Below are 23923 nucleotides of genomic sequence, written 5' to 3'. Positions count from 1 at the left end.
GATGCATGGAGCGGACCATTACTAATCGGTCGAGGACTTAACCAAGCAGAAGCGGTTAGGTTTGTTGGTGAGATTGGATATTGTTTAGTTTTGAGAGCACAAGCTCTCACCCGAAGAGGGTAGTGTGGTGATGATGGCTTGAAGGATACACCTGTTCCCATGCCGAACACAGTAGTTAAGCTTCAACACGCCGAAAGTAGTTGGGGGATCGCTCCCTGCGAGGATAGGACGTTGCCACGCAAACACAAGCTTTGGCACCTGGTTCTTGATGTGCCAGGGCTTGGATATTGGAGAGTTGTCCGAGTTGGCCGAAGGAGCAGCATTGGAAATGCTGTATACGGGTTAAAGCCTGTATCAAGGGTTCGAATCCCTTACTCTCCGTTGATGACCCGTTAGTCAAGTGGTTAAGACACCAGCCTTTCACGCTGGTATCGTGGGTTCAAATCCCGCACGGGTCACTCTTTTGGAGGATTAGCTCAGTTGGGAGAGCGTCTGCCTTACAAGCAGAGGGTCACAGGTTCGAGCCCTGTATCCTCCATTGCAACTTAATTGTTGCATATATAACAAACGTACGATGGCTCGGTAGCTCAGTTGGTAGAGCAACGGATTGAAGCTCCGTGTGTCGGCGGTTCGATTCCGTCCCGCGCCATTTATGGAGGAGTAGCGAAGTCTGGCTAAACGCGATGGACCGTAAATCCATTCCTTCGGGTTCGGTGGTTCGAATCCACTCTCCTCCACTTTTATAGGGATATAGTTAAACGGTATAACTACGGTCTCCAAAACCGTCATTGTGGGTTCGATTCCTACTATCCCTGCTTAACTGAATATTTTGGCGGTATTGGTGAAGTTTGGTTAACACACCGGTTTGTGGGTCCGGCACGCGTGGGTTCAAATCCCACATACCGCCCTTTTGATTAGATAGTTATCTAATCGTAACTATTTGGTGGTATAGCCAAGTGGTAAGGCAGAGGTCTGCAAAACCTTCATCATCGGTTCAAATCCGATTACCACCTTTTAGTTAGCTGATGCCTCTGTGGCGGAATTGGCAGACGCGCTGGACTCAAAATCCAGTTCCCGTTGAGGGAGTGTGGGTTCGACCCCCACCGGAGGCATATTGTAGCAGTAATGCGAATCTATCAGCTAAGTAATTAAAGAGGTCGTAAGGCTTGTTATGTTGGGCTTTACGACTTCTTTTTTTATTTAGGTATTGATACTTTTTGTTCTCCTTTCTATAAGATTTTTTCGTTCTATATACATAAGCGCTCAACCAATAGGAAGAGCGACAAGATTATTAACCATTACTTGAACAGCCTCTTAATTTAGAGGTTTAATGTGTGCTCTAGGCACAAGCAATATGATAAGCCGAAGTGCAAAATGGAACCAGTTGGTTGCTTGTTTCGTACCGGTATAATCGGCATCCTTTTTTATTGTTGGTTAATTTCAGATGATTTTGCACGATGATCTATGTGTACATCAATTTGTACATCACTAAATAATATAGTAATTTAATGCTAAAAAGGTGATTAAACATAGCGACCTCTACCAGAGGCATATAAGTACTTTGGTACAAATATGACAGCTAAGCTAATAAAACAGGAGAAAGCCTGATATATCAGGCTTTTTTGCTTTGTTAAAATGTTTTGTGAGGAGTACAATGTTGTTGTATTTCAACACATATGATAGAATTATCATATGTAATATAAAGAATTAAATTTTATCTCTTGATAATGAATTATCGTCATTGAGCAATATCAAATTGCTAAATAAATATTCTGAAAGCGATGGCGACAAGCCTTGCAAATTTTACCATATTCAAAAATTGCCTTTTCAAATAAAAAAACGTACGTTCTTAAATATTCCACAACATATAGTGGTCAAAATGTCAACACTTTCTATGGATAGTATTTTGCGCTATGATAAGCATCGTCAATATGAGAGGTGGAATTTGTATGAAGGTACAAATAATTAACGAAAAGGATTTAAACAGTCTGACCAATCTAAAGGTTGTTAAACGTGATGGAACCGTAACCGACTTTTACGCTTATAAAATTGACTTAGTATTGAATGCTCTGCACGCCGACGATGCTACCCAGCAGATGGTAACCTTGACTCTGGTGGATGCGCTGGCGGACGAATCAACCGTCACGGCGCCCCGGATTGCTACACTGTTTGTGGAGGGGCTTAGGAAAGCCAACCATCCTGAACTGGCTAAGGTTTACTTGGACTACCGACGGCGTGATGAGGAAAGTTTTGCAGAGGCAACTAATCCGCAGCACAAGCTTGAACAGCTCTTTGACCGGAACTCTCGGGTGGTTCACGAGAATGCCAACAAGGATAGTCGGGTCTTCAATACTCAGCGGGACCTTGAGGCCGGAGTGGTTAGCCGGGCCCTCGGGTTGCGAATGTTACCTAACATTGTTGCTAAGGCCCACCTGCGTGGTGATATCCACTGGCACGACCTGGACTACTCACCAGTTACCCCTGAGACCAATTGCTGTCTGATTGACTTTGATGAAATGTTCAAGCATGGCTTCAAGATTGGTAACGCCTGGGTATCTTCACCACGATCAATTCAGACCGCCACGGCTCAGATGTCTCAAATCATTGCCAACGTGGCTTCCCTTCAGTATGGTGGTTGTTCAGCTAACCGAATTGACCAACTTCTGGAACCGTATGCCAAACTAAACTACGAGAAGCACATGAAGGATGCTGAAAAGTGGATTGCTCCTGACAAGCGGGATGAGTTTGCCAGGGCTAAGACAAAGAAGGATATTTATGACGCCATGCAGGCTCTTGAGTATGAGATCAACACTCTCTACTCCAGTCAGGGACAGACTCCATTCACAACCATTAATTTTGGTTTGGGAACCAGTTGGATTGCTCGGGAAATTCAAAAAGCCATCCTTCAAATTCGGATCAAAGGCTTGGGGAAGGAACACCGAACAGCGATCTTTCCAAAGTTGATCTTTACTCTTAAGCGGGGACTCAATCTTAATCCTGGGGACCCAAACTATGATATCAAGCAATTGGCCCTAGAATGTTCTACTAAGCGGATGTACCCTGACTTGCTGATGTATGACAAGATTAAGGAGATCACGGGGAGCTTCAAGACGCCGATGGGCTGCCGGTCCTTCCTGCAAGGGTGGACGGATCCCGAAACTGGCAAGGAGGTCAACTCTGGTCGGATGAATCTCGGGGTGGTTACCGTTAACCTGCCACGGATTGCCCTTGAGGCCCACGGCGATAAGCAGCTCTTCTGGGAAATTTTTAAGGAGAAGATGCACATCTGCAAGATCGCCTTGGATTATCGGATCAAACGGACCAAGGAGGCTAAGCCCGAAAACGCGCCATTGCTTTATATGTATGGGGCGTTTGGCAAGCGGCTGAAGAAAACTGATAGTGTCGATGAGGCTTTCAAGAATAGCCGGGCTACGGTTTCCCTAGGTTATATCGGAATTTACGAGGTCTGCACGACCTTCTATGGCCCAAACTGGGAACACAATCAGGAAGCCCACGATTTTGCTGTTTCGATCACCAAGGCTATGCACGACCTTTGTGCTAAGTGGGAAGATGAAGAGGGATACCACTTCAGTCTGTACTCCACCCCGGCAGAGTCGCTGACCGACACTTTCTGTCAGGATGATATTAAGAAATTTGGCCGGGTAGAAAATGTCACGGACAAGGAATACTACACGAATAGTTTCCATTATGATGTCCGTAAGCACCCAACCCCGTTTGAAAAGCTGTCTTTTGAGGAGGACTTCCCTTATCAAGCGGCCGGGGGTTTCATTCACTACTGCGAATATCCAAACCTGCGGCAGAATCCGAAAGCTTTGGAGGCAGTTTGGGACTGGGCATACGATCACGTTGGCTATCTTGGAACCAACACTGCCATCGACCAGTGCTTCAAGTGCGGCTTCAAGGGTGAATTTGAGGCTACCGCACGTGGCTTCAAGTGCCCACAGTGCGGCAATCATGACCCGGCAACCTGTGACGTGGTCAAGCGGACTTGCGGCTACCTCGGCAATCCGCAACAGCGGCCAATGGTCCATGGCCGACACGAGGAGATCATTCACCGGGTTAAGCACATGGATCCAGGCATGATCGCCAACGCAGCTAAGTTCGAAAAGACCCGGCAGTTGGATGCCAAGGCTCACGCCAACATCACTGGTGACCAGATTTAATTGCGATCAATGAGGACCGTTACTAGTACGGTCCTTTTTATATAGGAGGAGAAAAAGAGAAATGCCAAGAGAACACGTAACCCGTCTACCGAAGAACCCCAAGCCCAAAGAGTGGTTAGCTGAAGAACACTCCCTGCAATACGTCGCTGACTATAAGCCCTTTAACTTCGTCGATGGTGAGGGAGTCCGGTGTAGCATTTATGTCAGCGGCTGCCTTTTCAACTGCCCTGGCTGTTATAACAAGGCTGCTCAAAACTTCCACTATGGTCAGCCCTACACTCAGGAGCTTGAGGATCAAATCATGGAGGACCTTTCCCAAAGTTATGTTCAAGGACTGACCCTGCTCGGTGGGGAGCCCTTCTTAAACACTCAAGTCTGCCTGAAGCTGGTTCATCGCCTACGCAAAGAATTTGGTCATAGCAAGGATATCTGGAGCTGGTCCGGCTACACCTGGGAAGAATTACAGAAGGAGTCGGCTGATAAACAGGAACTCCTGCATAACTTGGATATTCTGGTTGATGGGCGCTTCTTATTGGCCAAGAAGGATCTGACCCTGCAGTTTCGGGGCAGCTCCAATCAACGGATTATCGATGTCCCCAAGTCTCTGGCTGCAGGCAAGGTGATTATTTGGGACAAGCTCGTACATTAACCGAGGTGTAACATGACAGACTTAAACAATGCAGTGTGGCAAAATGAACCTGGTTGGTTGCAGAAAAAGCGTCAGCTGGCATCAATACTGATGGAGCGTTTTCCCCAGCAGACTGGGCAAGAGCAGTGGCTGAAGGCCTGGTCAAGTCAAACGAAAGTAGTGGATAGAGGTACCAACTTAGTCAGTCATGATGGTGACTATGTTGTCCAGCCACTCAGTAAGGCTGTGAACGAATACTCCGAGATGCTGCAGGAGAATTTGATGGAGAAGGCAATCTCCTGGCAGGATGGCCAGTTGAATGCCGCTCACCTGGCCCGGATCGATGGTGGGCAGTTTGTTTACGTTCCGGATGACGTGGTGCTAAATGATCCAATCGTGATAGCTCCGACCATGCCGGGGACGAATCCCCACAACGTGATCATTGTGGGTGCTCACAGTCGGGTGGTAATCGACGAGACCGCTCAGTTTAACAATCCGGGGGCGGTCTATGCCGGCACTGAGCTGCTGGTCGGAACCGAGGCTCAGGTTACCTACCGGCAGTTTAACCGTTTTGTTGGGCGACGCGCCCGGCAGGCGGTTCATTGCTACCAGGCTCAGGGATCATGGGTTAAGTTGAGGTACGGGCAGGGAAGTGCTACGGACGTCACTACCAGTTTGTACAGCTTCCTAGATGGACGTCAGACCCGATGGACAGCTAAAGTGGCGTTACGGGTTCCCGCAGGTGCGCATCAAGAGTGTCGGCCGATTCTCGACGGTTACGGGGTAGAAACCGTGGGCCGACTTCAGGTATGGGGACAGGCCGATACACCGGCTGATCTTCAGCTAGCCCATCTGACAACCGGATCCGGAGAACCGTTAAATATTGCTCAACATCAGGAGCGGCTGACCCTGAATGAGGACCTCAGCACCCGCCTGCCTGCTGGCAGTTGGCTAAAAAATAAGTTTACTGATGCCTAAAACGTGTTACGGCCTTGTTACAAAGACCGGCAATAATACGTCAAAAGTCACTGATTTACCTCTAAAAAAGGTAAATCAGTGACTTTTTTTAATTGCTATATTACAATTATCCGTAAAATAATAGAGATGAGCGAAAGCCCGTCATGACGGTAATAAAACGCTAATTAAGTTGGTTAGAAACGGTTGATTATTACAAATTGTTACGTAAATGCGGGAATTTGATAATCCAGGGTAACTCGCCTGTAATTTTGGGCGTGTATAGTATAAACCGTTGATTGATATCAGCGATCAACATTACCAAAATTAAATAATTAAATTTGAAACTATTAGAATTAAAAAGGATGGGATTGAATCTTTATGAAGTTATCTAAACACATCGCTAAAATTACTGCCGCTGTTGCTGGTGCCGTTGCCCTGGGAACTATCGCAACTGCAACCACGGCTAACGCTGACTCAATTTACACGGTGCAAAGTGGTGATACTTTATCAGGAATCTCATGCAAGCTGGGTCATGATCTGAGCTTTGTTGATACCCTGGCTGCTAATAACCAGATTGCCAACAAGAACTTGATCTATGTTGGTCAGAAGCTGGTTATCAAGGACGACGGTGAAGTTGCTCCAGCGACCCAACAACAAGTTGCTACTCTGCCAAGCGCAACGCCGGCATCTGCTTCAACTGCTAACCAAAGTGCTGCTAGCCAGGCAACTAGTGCTGCCAGTCAATCAGCTACTCCTGCTAGCCAAGCAACGACTGCAAGTCAGGCTCCAGCTTCAGCAGCTCAACAACAAGTTGCTCAACCTCAACAGTCACAGGCACAACCACAGGTAACGGCTCCTACCCAATCAAAGGTTGCTGCTGCTACGCCTACTCAAGGTTACACTTCTAATGTTGGTGGTAATGATGCTGCTGCCAAGGCATGGATTGCTGCTCGTGAATCTGGTGGTAACTACGGTGCCCGGAACGGTCAATATGTTGGTAAGTACCAACTCTCCGCTTCCTACCTGAACGGTGACTACTCCGCTGCTAACCAAGAACGTGTTGCTGACCAATACGTTGCCAGCCGTTACGGTTCATGGTCTGGTGCTCAGGCCTTCTGGCAATCACATGGTTGGTACTAAAATTAACTTTAATAATTAACTTTCCTGATCCACGGTGGATGCCGTGGATCTTTTTATTTTAAAAATACGAAAGCAAGCCAGCTATGTTTAATCGAAATAGGTGCAGCCAGCGGTTAGTTTGCACGACCAGTTATTACCTGAATTGAAGGTGTTCAGTCATCCTACATCACTAATCTTTCTGACAGAAAAAATCCCTGGATCATTTTTATGTGATGATCCAGGGATTTAGTGTTTTAAATGTTTAGTTGTTCATCAGAACATCCAGCAGTTCCTGTGCAGATTCCTTCAAGGCATCCTTGGACTTGTCGTTGCCTAGGTGGGTGAAGATTTCGCCGACGTAGACGTTATGCTGGAAGAGGTTGTTGAAGACCTTGTCGATGATCGGCTTGGTCTTTTCCGGCTCTTGAACCGGGCCAAATGGGTTAGCAAAGAAAGTAGTACTCATGCCAACTTCATCGGTTGTCCCGAGGGCCTTCCGCTTACCGGCAACGAAGACCTTTTTAGCTTCTTCCTCGGTAGCAAAACGGTGAATACCAACCTCGTCGCTGTAGTTGTTGGCGTAGAGCCACATATCAACGGGGTGGTGTTCGATGACGTGTTCGTAGGTATCAGCTGGGATGATAACCCGGGCATTCTTTCGTTCAGGATTGAGGTAGACACCACGGTCCATGTTATTGAAGGCTACGGCACTGGACAGGTCGTCAAGACGAACAAAGGCCCCAGTTTCAGTTCCCTGGGCGTAGAGCTTGCCGTCATCACCGATGGTAAAGCTACCCATGTCGTCGAAGATGGTCTCCATGTCAACGATCTTGTCGTCAGCAATTTCCTGAAGTGCCTCGATAGACTCGGACTTCCCGGCACCGGAGTCACCGAAGAAGACCACGTTCTTTTCCTTTCCGTTGGTAAAGCGGATCCGCAGCATGGATCCATGGATTGGCAGGCGGCCGTTGTTGATTTGGTGCAGGTTGTGCAGGGTCAGGCACATTTTCTTCATGTAGCCAAAGTAAGTGGTCTTGTCCGTGTATGGTACCTCGCCGACCCAGATTTGGTTCTTCTTGTCGAGGTAGTAATGTGAAACCATGCCTTCCGTCTTTTCCAAACCGAAGAGGAGGATCATATCCGGCTTTTGGCCCTCAATATCTGCTGGGGATGCCAGTTCAAACAGGTTGGAGAGGGCGATCCCGTTGACCAGGTAGTCAACATTGAAGTAAATGTAGGCGAGACTCTCACCAATCTTGGCTGGGTAGCAGTACCACTGACCACGTTGACCGTGGAAGCGCTTGATTGGGTTTTCTTCTACTGCGGAGAAGACCCCTTCACGCTTATTGCTCTTGGTGTGCATCAGCATTGGCGGCCGCAGCATTACCGTATTGATGAAATCGATGTCACGGAGCTCTTCATAGCCTTCAGGAATTGGCCAGTCATGTGGCTGAACCAGCATGGAGGCATTTGTAGCCGCGTTAACCTGCCGGTAGGTCTGGTTGGTGAAGCCCTGCAGCTTCTCCTCGATTACCCGGTAGAGCTTACGAACAAGCTCGTTTAAGTGAGTGTCGATCATCTTAAATTCATTACCGGCAATCTTACTGTTATTATAATTAATAATGGAGACTCGTAGCAGGGAACGGTAGAATGAGTATAGGTCTTCGATACTGTTTAGAATTTCTTCTGGGTCGTAGTTATCGTAGGCACTACCGTCGTTGATCAAGATCTTCTTAAGCACCTCAACGTATTCTTCTGGCGTGGCGTTATCAAATGCGTCGTCGTCAAAGTCTGGATTACGTGAACCCAGGTAAAGCTTAACGATATCGAGCAGCTCATCACTATTGATCAGGGAGTAGATATCGTTATAGTAGGCTTCACTGAGGTTAATTGTCGCAACGCCCCGGTCGAGGTTGACATAGAGGGCTCTGCTTTGAATCTTTTGACTGTTTTCCGTCATCTGTACCATCAATCCTTTCATCTATACCTTGTCACCTATTATAGTTTATTTTTAGAGTAAAATGAAAATAAAATTAAGAATTATTAGAATTATTTGTCGCCCTAGGCCGATAATTCTTTATTAAAGTTATGCTAGAATATTAATATTATTAGAATGCGAGGGGTACATTATGGATATTAAGTGTAACGATACCTTGGCAGTTTCACTCCACCGAGTTTTTAATGCGGACTTGAACGAACACGGGACGGTCTTCGGTGGTCAGATCTTGAAGCTGGTTGATGGTGAAGCTTCGGTAGCCGCCATGCGGGTAACCCGATCGGTTGTGGTTACCGCTGCAATGGATCACGTCCAGTTCCTCCGGCCGTTTAAACTCCAGGATTCGATGTGCATGGAGGCTTATGTCACCGGGGTCGGGCGTCGGTCCCTGGAGGTATTTGTTAAGGTGATCGGGGAACACCTGATGACAGGTGAACGCTTCCTTGGTTTCACCTGCTTCATGACCTATGTGATTGAAGACCCCAACAAGCGGATTGAATACGATCAAGTCCTGCCCCAGACACCGGAGCAAGAGGCAATGGTCGCTGGGTATCCGGGTCGCCGCCTGCACCGGAAGGAAAATCGGCAGCGGCAGAAGATTATTCTAAATTCGATCAACATTAATAAGCCATGGTAAAACGTTATATTACAGGTGGTTTACAGATATGACGGAAAATGATAACTCTTGGTAACCCGGTCGTAACGCCAATCGTGTATAGTATTAACCATCAACATGATCAGCACTGCTGGTTAGTTAATACTAAAGCATAAAGGATGGATTGATTTTTAATGAAGTTATCTAAGAAAGCCGCCAAGATTACAGCAGCTATTACCGGTGCCGTTGCACTGGGGACCGTTGCTACTGCAACCTCTGCCAATGCCGACTCAATTTACACGGTACAGGCAGGTGACACCCTTTCTGGAATTTCTTACAAATTAGGCCATGACTTAACGTTCGTTGATACGCTGGCTAATAACAACCAAATTGCTGACAAGAATGTCATCTACGTTGGTCAAAAGTTAGTGATCAAAGACGATGGTGAGGTTGCCCCAGCAACTGACCACCAGGTGGCAACCCTGCCGGCTGCTACCAGCCAAAACACGACGAGCCAAACTGCTGCTAGCCAGGCTCCTGCACAACAACAGACGAACACGTCTACTGCTAGTGCCAGTTACAACTCCGGGGTCTCCGGCAATGATGCAGCTGCTAAGGCCTGGATCGCTGGTCGGGAATCCGGTGGTAACTACGGTGCCCGCAACGGTCAATACGTCGGTAAGTACCAATTATCCGCTTCTTATCTGAATGGGGACTACTCCGCGGCTAATCAAGAGCGGGTTGCTGACCAATACGTAGCTAACCGTTACGGCTCATGGTCTGCTGCTCAGTCCTTCTGGCAGTCACATGGTTGGTACTAAAAATAGATTAGTTAAGAGTATATGCGCCGTCCCAGATTATGGGGCGGCTTTTTTGTATCATCATATGATTGAAATTTCATATGAATAGAAAAAGTTAAAATTTCTTACCAAGAAATGAATAAAGTATTCCAGCGATAACCCCTTGCCAGAGTAGTGTTGACAAGCTTGGTCAATATTAGTCAAATGAAAATTAGCACTTAATACTGCTGAGTGCTAATTTGCTATTGTATTTCTGCTTAGCAGAATTAGAATAGTAAGTGTAATCAAGATCAAGGTAATTAAGAAAGGAAGAATCAATTATGGCTAATGAAATTCAACGTCGTGGTAACTTGTTCGACAACTTGATGAACATGCGTGATTGGATGGATGATAATTTCTTCCCTGACTTGACGCCAGCCGCTGACCACATGAAGACTGATGTCGCCGAGACTGACCAGGCTTATCAGGTAAAGATTGACATGCCGGGTTTTGATAAGAAGGATATTCACATCAACTACGCTAACAATATTCTGTCTGTTACTGGCCATCGGGACACCTTCGCTGACGAGAGCGACAAGAAGGGGAATATTCTGCATAGTGAACGGCGGTATGGTCAGATGAGCCGGCAATATCGGCTGCCGGATGTTGACCGTGCCAAGGTTGCAGCTCACTATGAAAACGGGGTATTGACTCTTGACTTGCCAAAGATTCAGGCTAGTGAGGACAATGACAGTCGGATCGACATTGACTAATTTCTAAGTACCAAGTCCATCAATAAACAAACGGGCTGACCAGTGAATGGTCAACCCGTTTTTAGGTAAAAATCGGCATCACCCAGCTTAGGGCGGTGTCGATTTACTATATTAAAATGCTTGAACGACGTGCATGATCCCGAAGACCATCAACATGACTGATATCAACCAGACAATCGTCATGGCTGAAAGTAGCGGACTGAAGAGGAGGACAACTCCCATGATGGTACTGATTACACCCAGGACAACTAACCAAGTGGCGTAACCACGGTGGAACTGCTTGAAAAGTTTGGCTGCCTTGATTTCTATAATGGAGTCAACGATGAACCAGATAGCGAACAGGATGGCAATATAGAGGATTCCCCATATTGGAGAAACCAGGACGATGATTCCCAAGATAATATCTAAAATTGCTGCGAAAATGATCCAGCCTGAGCGTTGATTAAGGGACCGGTTGATAAACTGCCGGAACCATATCTCGTAGATTCCCCGAAGAATAAAGGAAATTCCCACTAAAATGGTCAAAAAATGTAGTGTTGTGTCTGGGTGCATGAATGATGCCAGCCCGGCCAGGATAAATAGGATTCCGACGATCAGGCTGAACCAGTCAAAGCCCCGCTTTTGTTCAGTAAACATCTAAAACACCTCCTTATAAAAACTATGCTCTCTATCATAGTGCAATTAATTGTTCGAAACAATAAGTCCCTTAATAAAAAGCCCAGCAACGGCAAATTGTCTCGTTACTGGACCTATGTCTAGGGATTCTCCTTGATACCATGGGGAAAGTCTTTGTTGATCTCCCGTAGGATCGGCAGAAGGTAGTTGACGTATTGATGATAGGCGTCGATCGGCTTCAGGTTGCTGCCGTTGGCCTTCATCAGGGCGATCGCAATGTCGTGGGCCCGTTGCTCATTTGAAATCATTTTTCTCACCTCAAGTACCTAGTTTAACAAATCTAAGGATGGGTGAGCATAAATCGTTGCAAAAATTTTTTCCAACCGTTCTGGTAGAGGATGATCATCAGGGAGAAACCGATCACTGCACCAAGGGTGTTGGTGATCAAGTCGTCGATGTCGGCTAGGCGCTGCAGGTCGAGGAAGTAGTCCCATACGAATTGGTTGATCTCGATGAAAAGGCTGAAGGAGAGCCCGTATAGGATGGCCCGTTCAAAGGGAGTTCGATAGTTGAAGAGAAAAATGTAAACACCCAACGGAAAGGTCATGACGATATTAAGAAAAAATTCGGGACTGAATCCCTGAAAGGGGATGGCGTTGAAGGGCACACCACGAAAGTAAAAGAGGGCCTTGGGAGCTGAGAGAAAGCTGAAGTGCGCCGGAGTCAGACACAACCACATCACTGTTGTGACATAGACGAGTGCGGAAACGGTAGTGATTCGTTCACCCCAGCTGGGATGATGCTGCCAGCAGCTACTCTTAAAGAAGATTAATAATTCAAGAATACAGTAGACGATAAAGGGAAACCAAGCAAGCAAAAGAAAATTACTCCTAACTAAAAAAGTGTTATACAATGTAGTTTCAATAGTTCGTTATTATATATCAAGGCGGGCCAAATTGATAGCCGTCGGCCTACCCTTGTGTTCGAGGAGTGGATAAAAATATGGAAAAGCAACAGCAGATGAATCGGCGCCTTAAAAGCCGGCACATCGAGCTAATGGCCCTCGGGGGAACGATCGGCACCGGGCTATTTCTGGGATCTGGTAAGGCTATTCGTGAGGCTGGTCCAGCGATCCTGCTGGCCTACCTGATCACCGGAATCATCTGTTTCGGGATCATGCGGGCCCTCGGTGAGCTTTTATTGTCGAACTTGCACTACCGATCATTCATGGAAGCCATCAGGGACTACCTTGGTCCCCGGGTGAGTTTTGTTGCCGGCTGGGCCTACTGGGCATGTTGGCTGGCCCTGGCGATGGCCGAGATTACGGCGATCGGATTGTACATTCAGATCTGGTTGCCCAACGTTCCCCAATGGATTCCCGGGGTGATCACCCTAATCATCTTTTTATGTTTGAACCTGATCACCGTGAATGTTTTTGGGGAGATCGAGTTCTGGTTTGCCCTAATCAAAATCCTAGCGATTATCGTTCTGGTGGCAGTCGGTATATTGATGATGGTCTTGCAGTTCAAGACCGGTAACGGTTACGTAGCCTCACCACAGAACCTGGTTCGCTACCACGGCTTTTTTGCGACCGGGTTGGGCGGTTTTGCCCGGTCCTTTCAAATGGTAGTCTTTGCCTTCGTTGGGCTTGAGATGGTCGGGGTTACTGCGGCGGAGGCCGAGAATCCGCGCAAAGTGATCCCCAAGGCAATCAATGGCATCCCTGTTCGGATCCTGCTCTTCTACATTGGCGCCCTGGCGGTAATTATGTGCATTTATCCCTGGAATCAATTATCACCGAGCAACAGTCCCTTTGTCCTGGTCTTCAAGGACGTCGGCCTACGAGGAGCAGCCAGCATTGTTAACTTTGTGGTCATCACTGCAGCAGCCTCGGCCTGCAACAGTTCGATCTACACGACCGGGCGGATGCTGGCGGAGCTAACCGCTGACGCCCACCGACCGGCTATTCGGCGGATCAGCTACCTGTCTAAGCGGGCGGTGCCGGCCCGGGCAGTCGTGATTTCGTCACTAGTAATCGGTCTGGCCGCAATCCTAAACCTGGTGATGCCTGGAGAGGTCTTCACCTTTATCTCCAGCATTGCCACAACCAGTTTTCTTTTCATCTGGGCTGCTATCATCCTAACCCATCTCCGCTATATTCGTATGCATCCGACTACACGAACATTTAAGATGCCAGGAGCCCCGATGACCGATTATCTGGTCTTGGCCTTTCTAGCCTTCGTCGTAGTGGTCCTGTGCATGGAAACTCAGACTTTGGAGGCATTGATTCTGACCCTGGTCTGGTTTGCTATTCTGAGCATGGCTGCACTGAGTCAGCCCAAGAATAAATGTAAATAAATTAGAATGAGGAATAGCTTTCCATGCAATAGCATAATACACAAAAGGCCTCCAGTATTCGGATTTTCCGAATACTGGAGGCCTCTTTGAAACTCCATTATTTATGATTGATTTAAGTGAAGCTTGCGCTGACAGTCGGGACAGATCCCGTGGACTTCGATATGACAGCCGGTCACTAGGTAGTTGGTTTTCTCCCGAGTCATTGCCTGCAGGTCCTTTGTAATTGCTGAAAAATGTTCATCAAAGACATCGGAAATTTTACCACAGTTATCACAGACGACGTGGTAATGGGGGTGCCCAAAGTAATCGAAATGGGTACTGCCATCGCCATTCTTTAGCTCAATGACGAGATTATAGTCGACAAACAGCTTCAGAGTGTTGTAGACGGTCGCCATACTGATATTGTCCACGTTATCCTTTAGGTCGTCGTAGATCATTTCCACGCTTGGGTGAGTATGGTGATTGATCAGGTACTCCAGGATCAGCTTGCGCTGGGGTGTGAGCCGGACCTTGTTAGAGCGCAGGATCTCGATGGCGTGGTCAAATTCAGCCTCTGCCATGAACATCTCTCCTTTCTTACAATAGTTATAAACTACTAGTATTATATCATTTACAATCTTGAAAGCAAAATATATAATATTAACCGTTTAGATAATAACAGTTCTAAAGAAGGGTGATAAGAAATGGAGAAGAGTATTGACCAGAATGGCCGTGCGTACAGCCGCTTTTGGTTTATTTTTACATTGTTAGTTGGGACCTTTACGATGTCGATCAGCCAGTCGTCACTGTCGACCGCCTACCCAACCCTGATGCGGGCGTTTGGTATTTCCGCTTCGACCGTCCAATGGTTGACGACGGGATTTATGCTTGTTATGTGTGTTAGTATGCCGATCAGCCCCTGGATGCTGAATAACCTTAACTTTAAGACAATGTTCATGGGGGCTCTGGCCCTGTTTGATGTCGGGTCGCTGATGATCATCCTAACCCCGGCCAGCTGGGGAACCGGGGGCTTTTGGTTTATGATGATTGGTCGGGCAATGGAGGCCTTTGCGGTTGGTGTCCTGTTTCCATCCTACCAATCGGTTTTGTTGGAAATTACCCCCAAGGAGAAGCGGGGGACCGTCATGGGGATTGCTGGGCTGGTCATGGGTTCAGCCCTAGCCTGTGGACCAATTGTTTCTGGAATTGTGCTGAAGTTCTTTGACTGGAAGAGCCTCTTCGTTCTCTTCATGCTGGTGATTACCGTGATCATTGTGATGGCTGGAACGGGGTTAATCCGTGACGTCATGACACGCCACACCAGCAGCTTAGACTGGCTATCGGTAGTTCTGTCGATTGGGTTGATCGGAATCATGTACGTGGTCAACCTGGCCGGCAAGAAGGACGTTAACTGGTTGGCTAATGGGATCATCCTACTGGTTAGCATCGCTGCCGTTGCAGCCTTCTGCTACCGGCAGCTGCACTTAGATTCGCCACTGTTGGAATTGCGGGTCATGAAGACGTTTAACTATGACCTAGCGATCTTGTTAACCTCAATCTCATACATTGCCCTGATTGTTACCACAATTATCTTTCCTCTGTACTATCAGGATGTTTTGCATGTCAGCCCCTTCGTTTCGGGGATGGCCTTGGTGCCTGGAGCAGCCTTCCTGAGTATCCTGAACCCGCTAACTGGTAAGCTGGCAGACAAGATTGGCTTCAAGCCGACAATGATCGTTGGGATGCTGATGATCATTGGCGGATGGTTGGCGGCCTTTTTCCTGCTCAACCGGCTCAGCCTGCTGACGATGATCTTGTGTGCAATGGTTATTGAGGGTGGCAATGCTTTCGTGATGATGCCAGCAGTCACTCTGGGAGCCAACGCCTTGCCTAACGAGCTGGTTCCACACGGGACGGCAGTAATCACTACTGTTCGGCAGGTTCTTGGTTCGGCCGGAGTGGCGGTTTCAACCATTATCCTGACGGTAGCAACGGCCAACGCCATGCACCGGGGTAGTGCTAACCTGACGGCGTCCTTGCACGGCTACCACCTTGTTTTCGCTTTGATGGTTGTCGTCGAAATCATCGGCTTGATCCTGGCACTGATGCTCAAGGACGTGAAGAAAAAAGCAGCTGCCTAGTAAATCTTTCGTATTAGTATAATAGGGGTAGGTGATTCAGCATGACCCATGAGGCCACTGGGTCACCTTTTATTACACTAAAGGAGGAATTAAGATGTGCGATGTGAGACGACCGGCCTGGGCCGAGCAGACGCCGGCGATGCGGGACTACTACGACCACTACTGGGGGTTGCCGGTGCATGATGACCGCCAGCTGTTTGAGATGCTGAGCTTGGAACTCTTTCAAGCGGGACTAACCTGGCGGACGATCTGGGACCGGCGTCAGTCTTTTGAACACGCCTTTGCTAATTTTGACGTTGACCGGGTTGCAGCCTTCACTGCAGCCGATATTGACCGCCTTTGTCAGGATAAGACAATCATCCGCAATCGGCGCAAGATCAGCGCGGTGGTGGTCAATGCCCGGGTGATCCAGGGACTACACCGGGCCGGGCAGAGTTTTGATGATTATGTCTGGCGGTTTGTTGGCTACCGTCCTCAGCGATTGATCCTGACACCCACGGAACTGCTACCGGCTCAGACAGCTCAGTCGCGGGCAATGGCAAAGCAATTCAAGGCGGATGGTTTCAAGTTTGTTGGTCCAACGATCATGTACTCGTTTATGACGGCGGTCGGCCTAGTCAACGCCCGCTGCTGAAACTTGAGCATTGATTACCGTGCGGCATTTATGCTAAGATGGGTCTCGTTATAAAGCAAATTCCCGATAGGATTCACGCTTGCCGTGAAGATGCCTTGTAACCGCAACTACCGAACTGTTGAAAAGTTTCACTAGAATATGGGGGAATTAGATTAAAATGGCAGAAAAACACTTATTTACATCAGAATCAGTCTCTGAGGGACATCCGGACAAGATCGCTGACCAGATCAGTGACGCCATCCTGGATGCCATGCTCGAACAAGACCCGGATGCCCGGGTGGCAGTTGAGACGTCCGTGACGACCGGCTTGGTGCTGGTCTTTGGTGAAGTTTCCACCACGGCCTACGTTAACATCCAGAAGATCGTTCGGGACACCATTCGCCAAATTGGCTACACCGATGGCAAGTACGGCTTTGACGCCGATAACTGTGCTGTCATCACCGCAATCGACGAACAGTCACCGGATATTGCTCAAGGGGTTGACGACTCCCTAGAGACTCGTGAAGGGGACGGCGATCCGCTCGACAAGATTGGTGCCGGTGACCAGGGACTGATGTTTGGCTATGCAACCGACGAGACACCAGAATACATGCCGCTGTCTTTGATGCTTAGCCACAAGCTGATGCAGAAGATCGCCCGTTTGCGCAAGGATGGGACGATCCCATATCTGCGGCCAGATGCCAAGGCCGAGGTCACGGTTGAATATGATGAGAACGACAAGCCAATCCGGGTTGACACCGTGGTTCTGAGTACGCAGCATGATCCTGAAGTTTCTCTGGACCAGATTAAAAAGGATGTTAAGGAACAGGTTATCAAGGCGGTTATCCCGGCTGAATACTTGGATGATAAAACCAAGTACTTTATTAACCCGACTGGTCGTTTTGTTATCGGTGGCCCTCAAGGGGATGCCGGTCTGACCGGACGGAAGATCATTGTTGATACCTATGGTGGGGCTGCTCACCATGGTGGTGGGGCCTTCTCTGGCAAGGATGCCACCAAGGTGGATCGGTCCGCCAGTTATGCTGCCCGCTACATCGCCAAGAACCTAGTGGCCGCGGGCTACGCCAAGAAGCTGGAGATCCAAGTGGCCTACGCCATTGGGGTGGCCGAACCAGTTTCCATCTCCATCAACACCTACGGTACCGGAACCAAGAGCGATGATGAATTGATTGCAGCTGTTCGGCAGGCCTTTGACTTGCGGCCGGCTGGGATCATCAAGATGCTTGATCTTAAGCGGCCAATCTACAAGCAGACGGCGGCTTACGGTCACTTTGGCCGGACCGATATTGACCTGCCATGGGAGCATCTAGACAAGGTCGACGAACTAAAGCAGATTTTGGGCTAATTGTTTACGGCGCGTCTTGCAATTGTGCGGTGAGCTTGTTAGAATGATTGGTAAATATTTTGATCGTGATAGAAGTAGTAGTCGGGACGTTGGTCTTCAGAGATCCTGCGGGGCTGTGAGCAGGAGGCCGGCACCGATGAACTCCTCTAGGTGATTACTGCTGAACACAAGTAGGCAGTGACGTTTTCCGCGTTAAGGAGCCAAGTGCTATGGCGCTGACCATAGAAAACGGGTGGTACCGCGGATTAGATTTCGTCTCGTAGAAGGAATTCTACGGGACTTTTTTATTACGACCAAGATGATATTGATGCGCGATTTTTTGACAAAGGAGCAATAAGATGGCTTACGATCATACAGCGATTGAAAATAAGTGGCAGAAGTTCTGGAAGAAGAATAAGACCTTTAAGGCTGAACTGAAGCCGGATCAAAAGAAGTACTATGCACTAGATATGTTCCCATACCCGTCTGGTCAAGGCTTGCACGTTGGGCACCCTGAGGGCTACACGGCGACCGATGTGATGTCCCGAATGAAGCGGATGCAGGGATACAATGTTTTACATCCAATGGGCTGGGACGCATTTGGCCTGCCAGCTGAACAGTACGCCTTGAAGACTGGACATAATCCAAAGAGCTTCACCAACCAGAACATTAACCACTTCCGTAACCAGATTCAGTCCCTCGGTTTCTCCTACGACTGGGATCGGGAGGTCAACACGACGGATCCCGAATATTACAAGTGGACCCAATGGATCTTCGAACAGCTCTACAAGAAGGGCCTGGCTTATGAAAGTGAGATCATGGTCAACTGGGCACCTGACTTCATGGGCGGGACCGTGGTTGCCAACGAAGAGGTAGAGGATGGTAAGACTAAGCGGGGCGGCTACCCGGTTTACCGGAAGCCGATGAAGCAGTGGGTCCTGAAGATTACTGCTTACGCTGACCGCCTGATTGATGACCTTGACCTGGTTGACTGGCCAGAGAGTGTTAAAGAGATGCAACGGAACTGGATTGGCCGTTCCGAAGGGGCTGCCGTCTTCTTCCCAGTGGCCGGTGATGAAGACACCAAGATCGAAGTCTTCACCACCCGGGCAGACACTCTCTTCGGTGCTGCCTATGTAGTTTTGGCGCCAGAAAACGACTTGGTTGACCAACTGACAACGCCGGAACATGCCGACGCGGTCAAGGCCTACAAGGAGGAAACGGCCCGGCGCTCCGACTTAGAGCGGACGGACTTGAACAAGGATAAGACCGGGGTATTCACTGGATCCTACGTCATCAACCCCGTAAATGGCGAGAAGCTGCCAATCTGGATTAGTGATTATGTCCTGGCATCTTACGGAACAGGTGCGGTGATGGCTGTGCCGGCTGGTGATCAACGTGATTACGACTTTGCCAAGAAGTTTGACCTGCCGATCAAGCCAATTATCGAGGGAGCCGACCTCTCTGAAGGAGCCTTTGAAGGTGACGGCAAGCATATCAACTCTGGCTTCTTAGACGGCCTTAACAATGCCGATGCCAAGGCCAAGATGATCAATTGGCTGGAAGAACACGATGCTGGTCATAAGAAGGTCAACTATCGGCTACGGGACTGGATCTTCAGCCGACAACGCTACTGGGGTGAGCCAATCCCGGTTATTCACTGGGATGACGGCCGGACAACCCTGGTACCAGAAGATGAGTTGCCGCTGAAACTGCCAGACACCGATAATATCGAACCATCCGGGACTGGTGAGAGCCCTCTGGCTAACGTCAAGGATTGGGTCAACGTATACGATGACCAGGGCCGACACGGTCTGCGGGAAACCAACACGATGCCACAGTGGGCCGGTTCGTCATGGTACTGGCTTCGCTACACCGACCCGCACAACAGCAAGGAGTTTGCCTCTAAGCAGGCCCTTGATTACTGGTCACCGGTCGACCTTTACGTCGGCGGGGCCGAACACGCGGTATTGCACCTGCTCTATGCCCGGTTCTGGCACAAGGTTCTTTATGACTTAGGCCTGGTTCCAACCAAGGAACCGTTCATGAAGCTGGTTAACCAGGGGATGATCCTTGGGGCTAACCACGAAAAGATGTCCAAGTCCAAAGGAAACGTGGTCAACCCAGACGACATCGTTGAGAAGTACGGTGCCGATACTCTGCGGCTCTATGAGATGTTCATGGGACCACTGACCGAATCCGTACCGTGGGATGAGGAAGGTCTCCACGGGTCCTACAAGTGGATTCAGCGGGTATGGCGCCTGCTGATGGACGACAATAACCACCTGCGGGATCGGATTTCCAACTTTAACGATGGCAAGCTGGATAAGGTCTACAACCAGACGGTCAAGAAGGTCACGGAAGACTACGAGCGGATGCACTTCAACACCGCTATTTCTCAACTGATGGTCTTCGTCAACGAGGCTTACAAGGCTGAGGACCTGCCAGTTGAATACATGGAGGGCTTTGTCAAGATGATCTCCCCAGTGATGCCGCACGTGGCCGAAGAGCTGTGGAGCCAGTTTGGCATCAGTGACACGATTGCCTATCAGCCATGGCCAAAGTATGATCCTAAGGCGCTGGTTGAAAATGAGGTTGAAATGATCGTCCAAGTCAATGGTAAGGTGCGGGCCAAGATTAAGATGGCCAAGGATACTGATCGTGAAGAAGCACAGAAGCAGGCATTAGCCAACGAACACGTTCAGAAGTTCACGGCTGGCAAGGATATCAAGAAGGTCATTGTGGTACCGAACAAGATTGTCAACATTGTTGCTAAGTAAGATTTAACTGTAAAAACCGGACCGTGGCTCAATCGCTTCGATCCGTTTTTTTGCATGATGGAGGAAAATAATGGAAATAGTAAGCTATCCGGCCTTCTTCACTCCCAAGGCGGGTGAAATTCAAGTGGACTTCCCCGACCTCCCCGAGGCCTTTACCCAGGGGAAAACGATGGCGGAAGCACTGGATTTTGCCAAGTTGGGTTTGGCAATCACAATCAACGATAAACTCGGTCACTTTGAACCGGCCCCGGCAGCTAGTGATCTGACCACGCTACAGGCTCAATACCCAGACCGGACCGTGAAGTTGGTGACGGTCGATCTGGACCAATATTAAATAAAAATTAAAAAAGCTAAAACGAATTGCACCCGTTTCAGCTTCACGATAGAATAATTAAGATTGTGTTATTTTACATATTAAAATGAAAGACAGGATGTTAATGACTTATGAATGAAGCGGAAACTAACAAGTCAAGGGGCACCACGTCCAAGACCGATTCCCAGTCAAAGATGCTAAGCGGGTCGGCCTGGATGACAGCTGGGAGTATCACCTCGCGGCTGCTGGGGGCTCTGTATGTTATTCCATGGGTTACCTGGTTTGGCTCTTACAGTAACGTAGCCAATGCCCTCTTTGCCCAGGGTTATAACATTTATAACATATTCATCATTATTTCAACCGCGGGAATTCCGTCTGCAATCTCCAAGTTGGTTGCTCACTACAACGGAATCGACCAGTACATCATCAGTCAGCGGCTATATCGGACGGGGATGTACGTCGCTGCGGTAATGGGGATCGTCGGGGCGACGGTGATGATGTTCGGGGCTGCACTGATGGATAATGGCGACCCCAATGTTATCCCGGTCATCCAGTCCTTGGCCTGGGCGATCCTGATCATCCCGGGAATTTCAATCACTCGGGGATACCTGCAGGGATATAACTGGATGGCTCCATCGGCGATGTCGCAATTTGTCGAGCAGCTCTGCCGGATCATTTATATGCTGGCGGCAACCTATCTGATTATGAAGATTGGCCATGGCAGTTGGGTCAGTGCGGTTACCCAGTCAACCTTCGCCGCTTTCATTGGGGCAGTTGGCGCGGCCGCGGTCCTAATGTTTAGTCGCTTCCGTCATGCCGGTGAGATGCGGGAGATGGCCCGGCGCAGTGTTAAAACGGCCGACGTCTCGGTCATGGATATGATTATAAAGATCATCTACCAGTCAATTCCGTTTGTGATCATCGAGTCAGGGATTGCGGTCTATCAGCTAATTGACCAGTATTCGTTCCCGCGGATGATGGCGATGGTCGGGCATTTTTCCCGCTACCAGATTCAAGTTATCTATGCTCTGTTTGCCTTTAATGCTAACAAACTCTACATGATTATCATCTCGTTGGCAGCAGCGATGGCAGTAACGGTTATTCCATTGCTGGCTACGGCCCGGGTCCAAAACGACCAGGCTGAGATGAAAAAACAGATTGAGAACGTCTTGATGTTGTTCTACTTTGTTATGATTCCGGCTGCTCTCGGGTTGTCAGCCGTTGCCCAGCAGATCTACACAGTCTTCTATCGATACGATGCGGCTGGGGTAGTTGTTCTTGAATTTGCGGCCTTCATTGCCATTCCAATGGGGCTGTATACAGTTGCTGCGGCAATGATGCAGGGAATTTCAGAAAATCGCCGGATGATGAAGTTCCTTGCCATCGGATTGATCATCAAACTACTCGTGCAATATCCATGTATCTGGTTGCTGCAGGGCCTGGGACCACTGATGGCGACGGGGATCTCAATGACAGTGGTCAACTACCTGATCCTGCACTCCTTCAACAATGAGTTTCGGTTGCGTTTCGATCAGATGGCCCGACCAACTAATCAGATTCTTTGCTTCTCCTTGATCATGTTTGTTTTGACTAAGTTGGTGATGGTTCTGATTGGTCACTTTGTCAGCCCGTACGGCCGTTACACCGCATTCTTTTCCTTAATTCCGGGAGTACTGGTTGGTTTGGCTGTATATGTCTACTTAGCCTTAAAGTTCCGGCTGGCCGACAAGGTTATTGGTGCTAAATCGGAGCTCTTGCGGCGCAAACTGCATATCCGTTAAATGAACAGGCGATCCAACATCAAATGAGATGCTGGGTCGCTTTTTGATATGGAAGAGGCTGGGAGAAAATAGGACTTTCTCCCAGCCTCCTGACTACTGTTAAATTTAATCTAGGAAACCGATGTGGTGTTCGTTATGGGCCGTTTCCATCTTTTTCATGAAGACTGGTAGGGCCCGACTGATTTGGTGGGGCAAGACGATGTATTGGTTCTTGGCAATTTGCTCGGCAATGGCACTATGGGCGTAGACAGCAGCCAGAACCGCCTTTAACGGTGTCTGGTGAAACTCGGCCACGAAACCACCGACCATCCCGGCTAGGGTATCACCCATGCCACCGACAGCCTGGGCGGGGGTACCGATGGTCAGCTGGTAAGTCTGATTGGCTGTGTAGATCTCGGTGTGGTGCTTTTTGAGGACCACTGTAGCATCGAGTTTATCACGGGCCGCGCGATTGCGTTCGGGGGTTTGGTCAGCAATCTTGATCCCAGAGAGGCGCTGCCACTCCATCTCATGTGGTGTGTAAATGATATTGCCCTGCGGGGCGGTCAGCTTCTCTCGAGCCATTAAGGTGATTGCCGAACCATCGATAACGATGTTTTGATGATCATTGGTATGAGCGAAAACATTCTTGAGAATGTGAAGTCCCTGGTCATCATCGCCAAGACCGGGACCGACCACAACTGTTGTGGCTGCTGTCACTAGGCTGGCAGTCTGGTCATCATTGGTAAAGTCGGCAAACATAGCCTCGGGGAGCTGGGAGTGCAGGGCACCAGAGTTACACTGGTCTGTGCAGACAGTTACCAGTCCAGCACCAGCGCAAACACTGGCGGTGGCGGCCATAATGATAGCACCGCCAAAGTTGCGGTTGCCACCGACCAGGGTGACCTTGCCGAAGGTACCCTTGAAACTTTGTTCGGGCCGTGGCTTGATGACATCGTGCAGGATTTGGTCAGTTAATTTTTCCATA

The 23923-nt window shown here is 48.8% G+C and carries 20 protein-coding genes, 9 tRNA genes, 1 rRNA gene, 1 riboswitch and 1 other annotated feature; of the genes, 24 read left to right on the top strand and 6 right to left on the bottom strand.

Features of this window, described 5'->3' with window-relative positions; all coding sequences use genetic code 11:
- Nucleotides 1-123 precede the first annotated feature (123 nt).
- The 14 genes from rrf (at nt 124) to CK797_RS01695 (ending at nt 6909) form a co-directional block, all read left to right on the top strand.
- Nucleotides 124-240, top strand: a 5S ribosomal RNA gene (rrf, locus tag CK797_RS01760).
- Nucleotides 241-289: 49 nt separating this feature from the next.
- Nucleotides 290-381: transfer RNA gene (locus CK797_RS01755), tRNA-Ser, on the top strand.
- A gap of 5 nt (nt 382-386) precedes the next feature.
- A tRNA-Glu gene (locus CK797_RS01750) sits at nt 387-458 on the top strand.
- Nucleotides 459-465: 7 nt separating this feature from the next.
- Nucleotides 466-538 (top strand) — tRNA-Val (locus CK797_RS01745).
- 38 nt (nt 539-576) lie between these two features.
- A tRNA-Phe gene (locus tag CK797_RS01740) sits at nt 577-649 on the top strand.
- 5 nt (nt 650-654) lie between these two features.
- A tRNA-Tyr gene (locus tag CK797_RS01735) sits at nt 655-737 on the top strand.
- A 7-nt stretch (nt 738-744) separates the two neighbouring features.
- Nucleotides 745-815: transfer RNA gene (locus CK797_RS01730), tRNA-Trp, on the top strand.
- Nucleotides 816-832: 17 nt separating this feature from the next.
- Nucleotides 833-907, top strand: a tRNA-His gene (locus CK797_RS01725).
- Nucleotides 908-942: 35 nt separating this feature from the next.
- Nucleotides 943-1013: transfer RNA gene (locus tag CK797_RS01720), tRNA-Cys, on the top strand.
- Between the two features lie 14 nt (nt 1014-1027).
- Nucleotides 1028-1112 (top strand) — tRNA-Leu (locus tag CK797_RS01715).
- Nucleotides 1113-1949: 837 nt separating this feature from the next.
- Entirely contained in the window at nt 1950-4184 is a 2235-nt protein-coding gene (gene nrdD / locus CK797_RS01710) for an anaerobic ribonucleoside-triphosphate reductase (RefSeq protein ID WP_104688086.1), read from the top strand.
- A 61-nt stretch (nt 4185-4245) separates the two neighbouring features.
- Nucleotides 4246-4833 (top strand): anaerobic ribonucleoside-triphosphate reductase activating protein, encoded by a 588-nt coding sequence (gene nrdG, locus CK797_RS01705; protein ID WP_104688085.1) that lies wholly within the window; start codon nt 4246-4248, stop codon nt 4831-4833.
- A gap of 12 nt (nt 4834-4845) precedes the next feature.
- The gene (locus CK797_RS01700; protein WP_104688084.1) at nt 4846-5790 is read left to right on the top strand and encodes a hypothetical protein; all 945 of its coding nucleotides are present in this window, start codon (nt 4846-4848) and stop codon (nt 5788-5790) included.
- Nucleotides 5791-6147: 357 nt separating this feature from the next.
- The gene (locus CK797_RS01695) at nt 6148-6909 is read left to right on the top strand and encodes a LysM peptidoglycan-binding domain-containing protein (RefSeq protein WP_104688083.1); all 762 of its coding nucleotides are present in this window, start codon (nt 6148-6150) and stop codon (nt 6907-6909) included.
- Nucleotides 6910-7150: 241 nt separating this feature from the next.
- Here CK797_RS01695 and CK797_RS01690 read toward each other — a convergent pair whose 3' ends face one another.
- Entirely contained in the window at nt 7151-8848 is a 1698-nt protein-coding gene (locus tag CK797_RS01690; protein WP_104688098.1) for a phosphoenolpyruvate carboxykinase, read from the bottom strand.
- Nucleotides 8849-9017: 169 nt separating this feature from the next.
- Here CK797_RS01690 and CK797_RS01685 point away from each other — a divergent pair, with 169 nt between their 5' ends.
- From CK797_RS01685 to CK797_RS01675, 3 genes are all read left to right on the top strand, one after another.
- The gene (locus CK797_RS01685) at nt 9018-9521 is read left to right on the top strand and encodes an acyl-CoA thioesterase (RefSeq protein ID WP_412458015.1); all 504 of its coding nucleotides are present in this window, start codon (nt 9018-9020) and stop codon (nt 9519-9521) included.
- Between the two features lie 152 nt (nt 9522-9673).
- Entirely contained in the window at nt 9674-10300 is a 627-nt protein-coding gene (locus CK797_RS01680; RefSeq protein ID WP_104688081.1) for a LysM peptidoglycan-binding domain-containing protein, read from the top strand.
- 299 nt (nt 10301-10599) lie between these two features.
- Entirely contained in the window at nt 10600-11031 is a 432-nt protein-coding gene (locus CK797_RS01675; RefSeq protein WP_104688080.1) for an Hsp20/alpha crystallin family protein, read from the top strand.
- 111 nt (nt 11032-11142) lie between these two features.
- Here CK797_RS01675 and CK797_RS01670 read toward each other — a convergent pair whose 3' ends face one another.
- The 3 genes from CK797_RS01670 to CK797_RS01665 form a co-directional block, all read right to left on the bottom strand.
- Entirely contained in the window at nt 11143-11667 is a 525-nt protein-coding gene (locus CK797_RS01670) for an HdeD family acid-resistance protein (protein ID WP_104688079.1), read from the bottom strand.
- A 119-nt stretch (nt 11668-11786) separates the two neighbouring features.
- Nucleotides 11787-11954, bottom strand: coding sequence for a hypothetical protein (locus CK797_RS09065; protein ID WP_181049500.1), 168 nt, complete (start codon nt 11952-11954; stop codon nt 11787-11789).
- Between the two features lie 32 nt (nt 11955-11986).
- Nucleotides 11987-12523 carry a VanZ family protein gene (locus tag CK797_RS01665; protein WP_104688078.1) on the bottom strand — a complete coding sequence of 179 codons (537 nt, stop codon included), beginning with the start codon at nt 12521-12523 and terminating at the stop codon, nt 11987-11989.
- Between the two features lie 125 nt (nt 12524-12648).
- On the opposite strand from CK797_RS01665, the gene CK797_RS01660 reads away from it, so the two are divergent.
- Entirely contained in the window at nt 12649-14004 is a 1356-nt protein-coding gene (locus CK797_RS01660; RefSeq protein ID WP_104688077.1) for an amino acid permease, read from the top strand.
- A 101-nt stretch (nt 14005-14105) separates the two neighbouring features.
- Here the strand turns inward: CK797_RS01660 and CK797_RS01655 are convergent, their stop codons facing one another.
- Entirely contained in the window at nt 14106-14564 is a 459-nt protein-coding gene (locus CK797_RS01655) for a Fur family transcriptional regulator (protein WP_104688076.1), read from the bottom strand.
- Between the two features lie 123 nt (nt 14565-14687).
- On the opposite strand from CK797_RS01655, the gene CK797_RS01650 reads away from it, so the two are divergent.
- The 6 genes from CK797_RS01650 to CK797_RS01625 all read left to right on the top strand — a co-directional run bounded on the left by CK797_RS01650 (nt 14688) and on the right by CK797_RS01625 (nt 22956).
- Nucleotides 14688-16124 carry an MFS transporter gene (locus CK797_RS01650; RefSeq protein ID WP_104688075.1) on the top strand — a complete coding sequence of 479 codons (1437 nt, stop codon included), beginning with the start codon at nt 14688-14690 and terminating at the stop codon, nt 16122-16124.
- A gap of 94 nt (nt 16125-16218) precedes the next feature.
- Nucleotides 16219-16758: a DNA-3-methyladenine glycosylase I gene (locus CK797_RS01645; protein ID WP_104688074.1), complete on the top strand. Its 540-nt coding sequence runs from the start codon at nt 16219-16221 to the stop codon at nt 16756-16758.
- 43 nt (nt 16759-16801) lie between these two features.
- A riboswitch (SMK box riboswitch) is annotated at nt 16802-16918 on the top strand.
- On the top strand, nt 16916-18103 hold the full coding sequence (gene metK / locus CK797_RS01640; RefSeq protein WP_104688073.1) for a methionine adenosyltransferase: 1188 nt from the start codon (nt 16916-16918) through the stop codon (nt 18101-18103). Its footprint overlaps the riboswitch before it by 3 nt.
- A 53-nt stretch (nt 18104-18156) precedes the next feature.
- Nucleotides 18157-18366 (top strand) — a binding site (T-box leader).
- A gap of 75 nt (nt 18367-18441) precedes the next feature.
- Complete coding sequence (gene leuS / locus CK797_RS01635) at nt 18442-20862, top strand: leucine--tRNA ligase (RefSeq protein ID WP_104688072.1); 2421 nt, start codon at nt 18442-18444, stop codon at nt 20860-20862.
- A gap of 70 nt (nt 20863-20932) precedes the next feature.
- Nucleotides 20933-21196 carry a type II toxin-antitoxin system HicB family antitoxin gene (locus CK797_RS01630; protein WP_104688071.1) on the top strand — a complete coding sequence of 88 codons (264 nt, stop codon included), beginning with the start codon at nt 20933-20935 and terminating at the stop codon, nt 21194-21196.
- Nucleotides 21197-21306: 110 nt separating this feature from the next.
- Nucleotides 21307-22956, top strand: a complete 1650-nt coding sequence (locus tag CK797_RS01625) for a polysaccharide biosynthesis C-terminal domain-containing protein (RefSeq protein ID WP_225365003.1) — start codon at nt 21307-21309, stop codon at nt 22954-22956.
- Nucleotides 22957-23061: 105 nt separating this feature from the next.
- On the opposite strand, the gene CK797_RS01620 is transcribed toward CK797_RS01625, so the two are convergent.
- Nucleotides 23062-23922 carry an NAD(P)H-hydrate dehydratase gene (locus CK797_RS01620; RefSeq protein WP_104688070.1) on the bottom strand — a complete coding sequence of 287 codons (861 nt, stop codon included), beginning with the start codon at nt 23920-23922 and terminating at the stop codon, nt 23062-23064.
- Between the last annotated feature and the right edge of the window lies 1 nt (nt 23923).

It is taken from the genome of Limosilactobacillus pontis (genome assembly GCF_002940945.1).
In the GTDB taxonomy this organism is placed as follows: Bacteria; Bacillota; Bacilli; order Lactobacillales; family Lactobacillaceae; genus Limosilactobacillus; species Limosilactobacillus pontis_A.
This window is presented reverse-complemented; position numbering and strand designations above follow the sequence as displayed.

What these genes read in the sequence shown, in the direction of transcription:
- metK (WP_104688073.1), top strand. Translation starts at nt 16,916, where the DNA reads ATGGCAGAAAAACACTTATTTACATCAGAATCAGTCTCTGAGGGACAT.
- nrdD (WP_104688086.1), top strand. Translation starts at nt 1,950, where the DNA reads ATGAAGGTACAAATAATTAACGAAAAGGATTTAAACAGTCTGACCAAT.
- CK797_RS01625 (WP_225365003.1), top strand. Translation starts at nt 21,307, where the DNA reads ATGAATGAAGCGGAAACTAACAAGTCAAGGGGCACCACGTCCAAGACC.
- CK797_RS01620 (WP_104688070.1), bottom strand. Translation starts at nt 23,922, where the DNA reads ATGGAAAAATTAACTGACCAAATCCTGCACGATGTCATCAAGCCACGG.
- CK797_RS01630 (WP_104688071.1), top strand. Translation starts at nt 20,933, where the DNA reads ATGGAAATAGTAAGCTATCCGGCCTTCTTCACTCCCAAGGCGGGTGAA.
- CK797_RS01655 (WP_104688076.1), bottom strand. Translation starts at nt 14,564, where the DNA reads ATGGCAGAGGCTGAATTTGACCACGCCATCGAGATCCTGCGCTCTAAC.
- CK797_RS01695 (WP_104688083.1), top strand. Translation starts at nt 6,148, where the DNA reads ATGAAGTTATCTAAACACATCGCTAAAATTACTGCCGCTGTTGCTGGT.
- CK797_RS01670 (WP_104688079.1), bottom strand. Translation starts at nt 11,667, where the DNA reads ATGTTTACTGAACAAAAGCGGGGCTTTGACTGGTTCAGCCTGATCGTC.
- CK797_RS01680 (WP_104688081.1), top strand. Translation starts at nt 9,674, where the DNA reads ATGAAGTTATCTAAGAAAGCCGCCAAGATTACAGCAGCTATTACCGGT.
- leuS (WP_104688072.1), top strand. Translation starts at nt 18,442, where the DNA reads ATGGCTTACGATCATACAGCGATTGAAAATAAGTGGCAGAAGTTCTGG.
- CK797_RS01645 (WP_104688074.1), top strand. Translation starts at nt 16,219, where the DNA reads ATGTGCGATGTGAGACGACCGGCCTGGGCCGAGCAGACGCCGGCGATG.
- CK797_RS01690 (WP_104688098.1), bottom strand. Translation starts at nt 8,848, where the DNA reads ATGACGGAAAACAGTCAAAAGATTCAAAGCAGAGCCCTCTATGTCAAC.
- CK797_RS01685 (WP_412458015.1), top strand. Translation starts at nt 9,018, where the DNA reads ATGGATATTAAGTGTAACGATACCTTGGCAGTTTCACTCCACCGAGTT.
- CK797_RS01675 (WP_104688080.1), top strand. Translation starts at nt 10,600, where the DNA reads ATGGCTAATGAAATTCAACGTCGTGGTAACTTGTTCGACAACTTGATG.
- CK797_RS01650 (WP_104688075.1), top strand. Translation starts at nt 14,688, where the DNA reads ATGGAGAAGAGTATTGACCAGAATGGCCGTGCGTACAGCCGCTTTTGG.
- CK797_RS01660 (WP_104688077.1), top strand. Translation starts at nt 12,649, where the DNA reads ATGGAAAAGCAACAGCAGATGAATCGGCGCCTTAAAAGCCGGCACATC.
- CK797_RS01700 (WP_104688084.1), top strand. Translation starts at nt 4,846, where the DNA reads ATGACAGACTTAAACAATGCAGTGTGGCAAAATGAACCTGGTTGGTTG.
- nrdG (WP_104688085.1), top strand. Translation starts at nt 4,246, where the DNA reads ATGCCAAGAGAACACGTAACCCGTCTACCGAAGAACCCCAAGCCCAAA.
- CK797_RS09065 (WP_181049500.1), bottom strand. Translation starts at nt 11,954, where the DNA reads ATGATTTCAAATGAGCAACGGGCCCACGACATTGCGATCGCCCTGATG.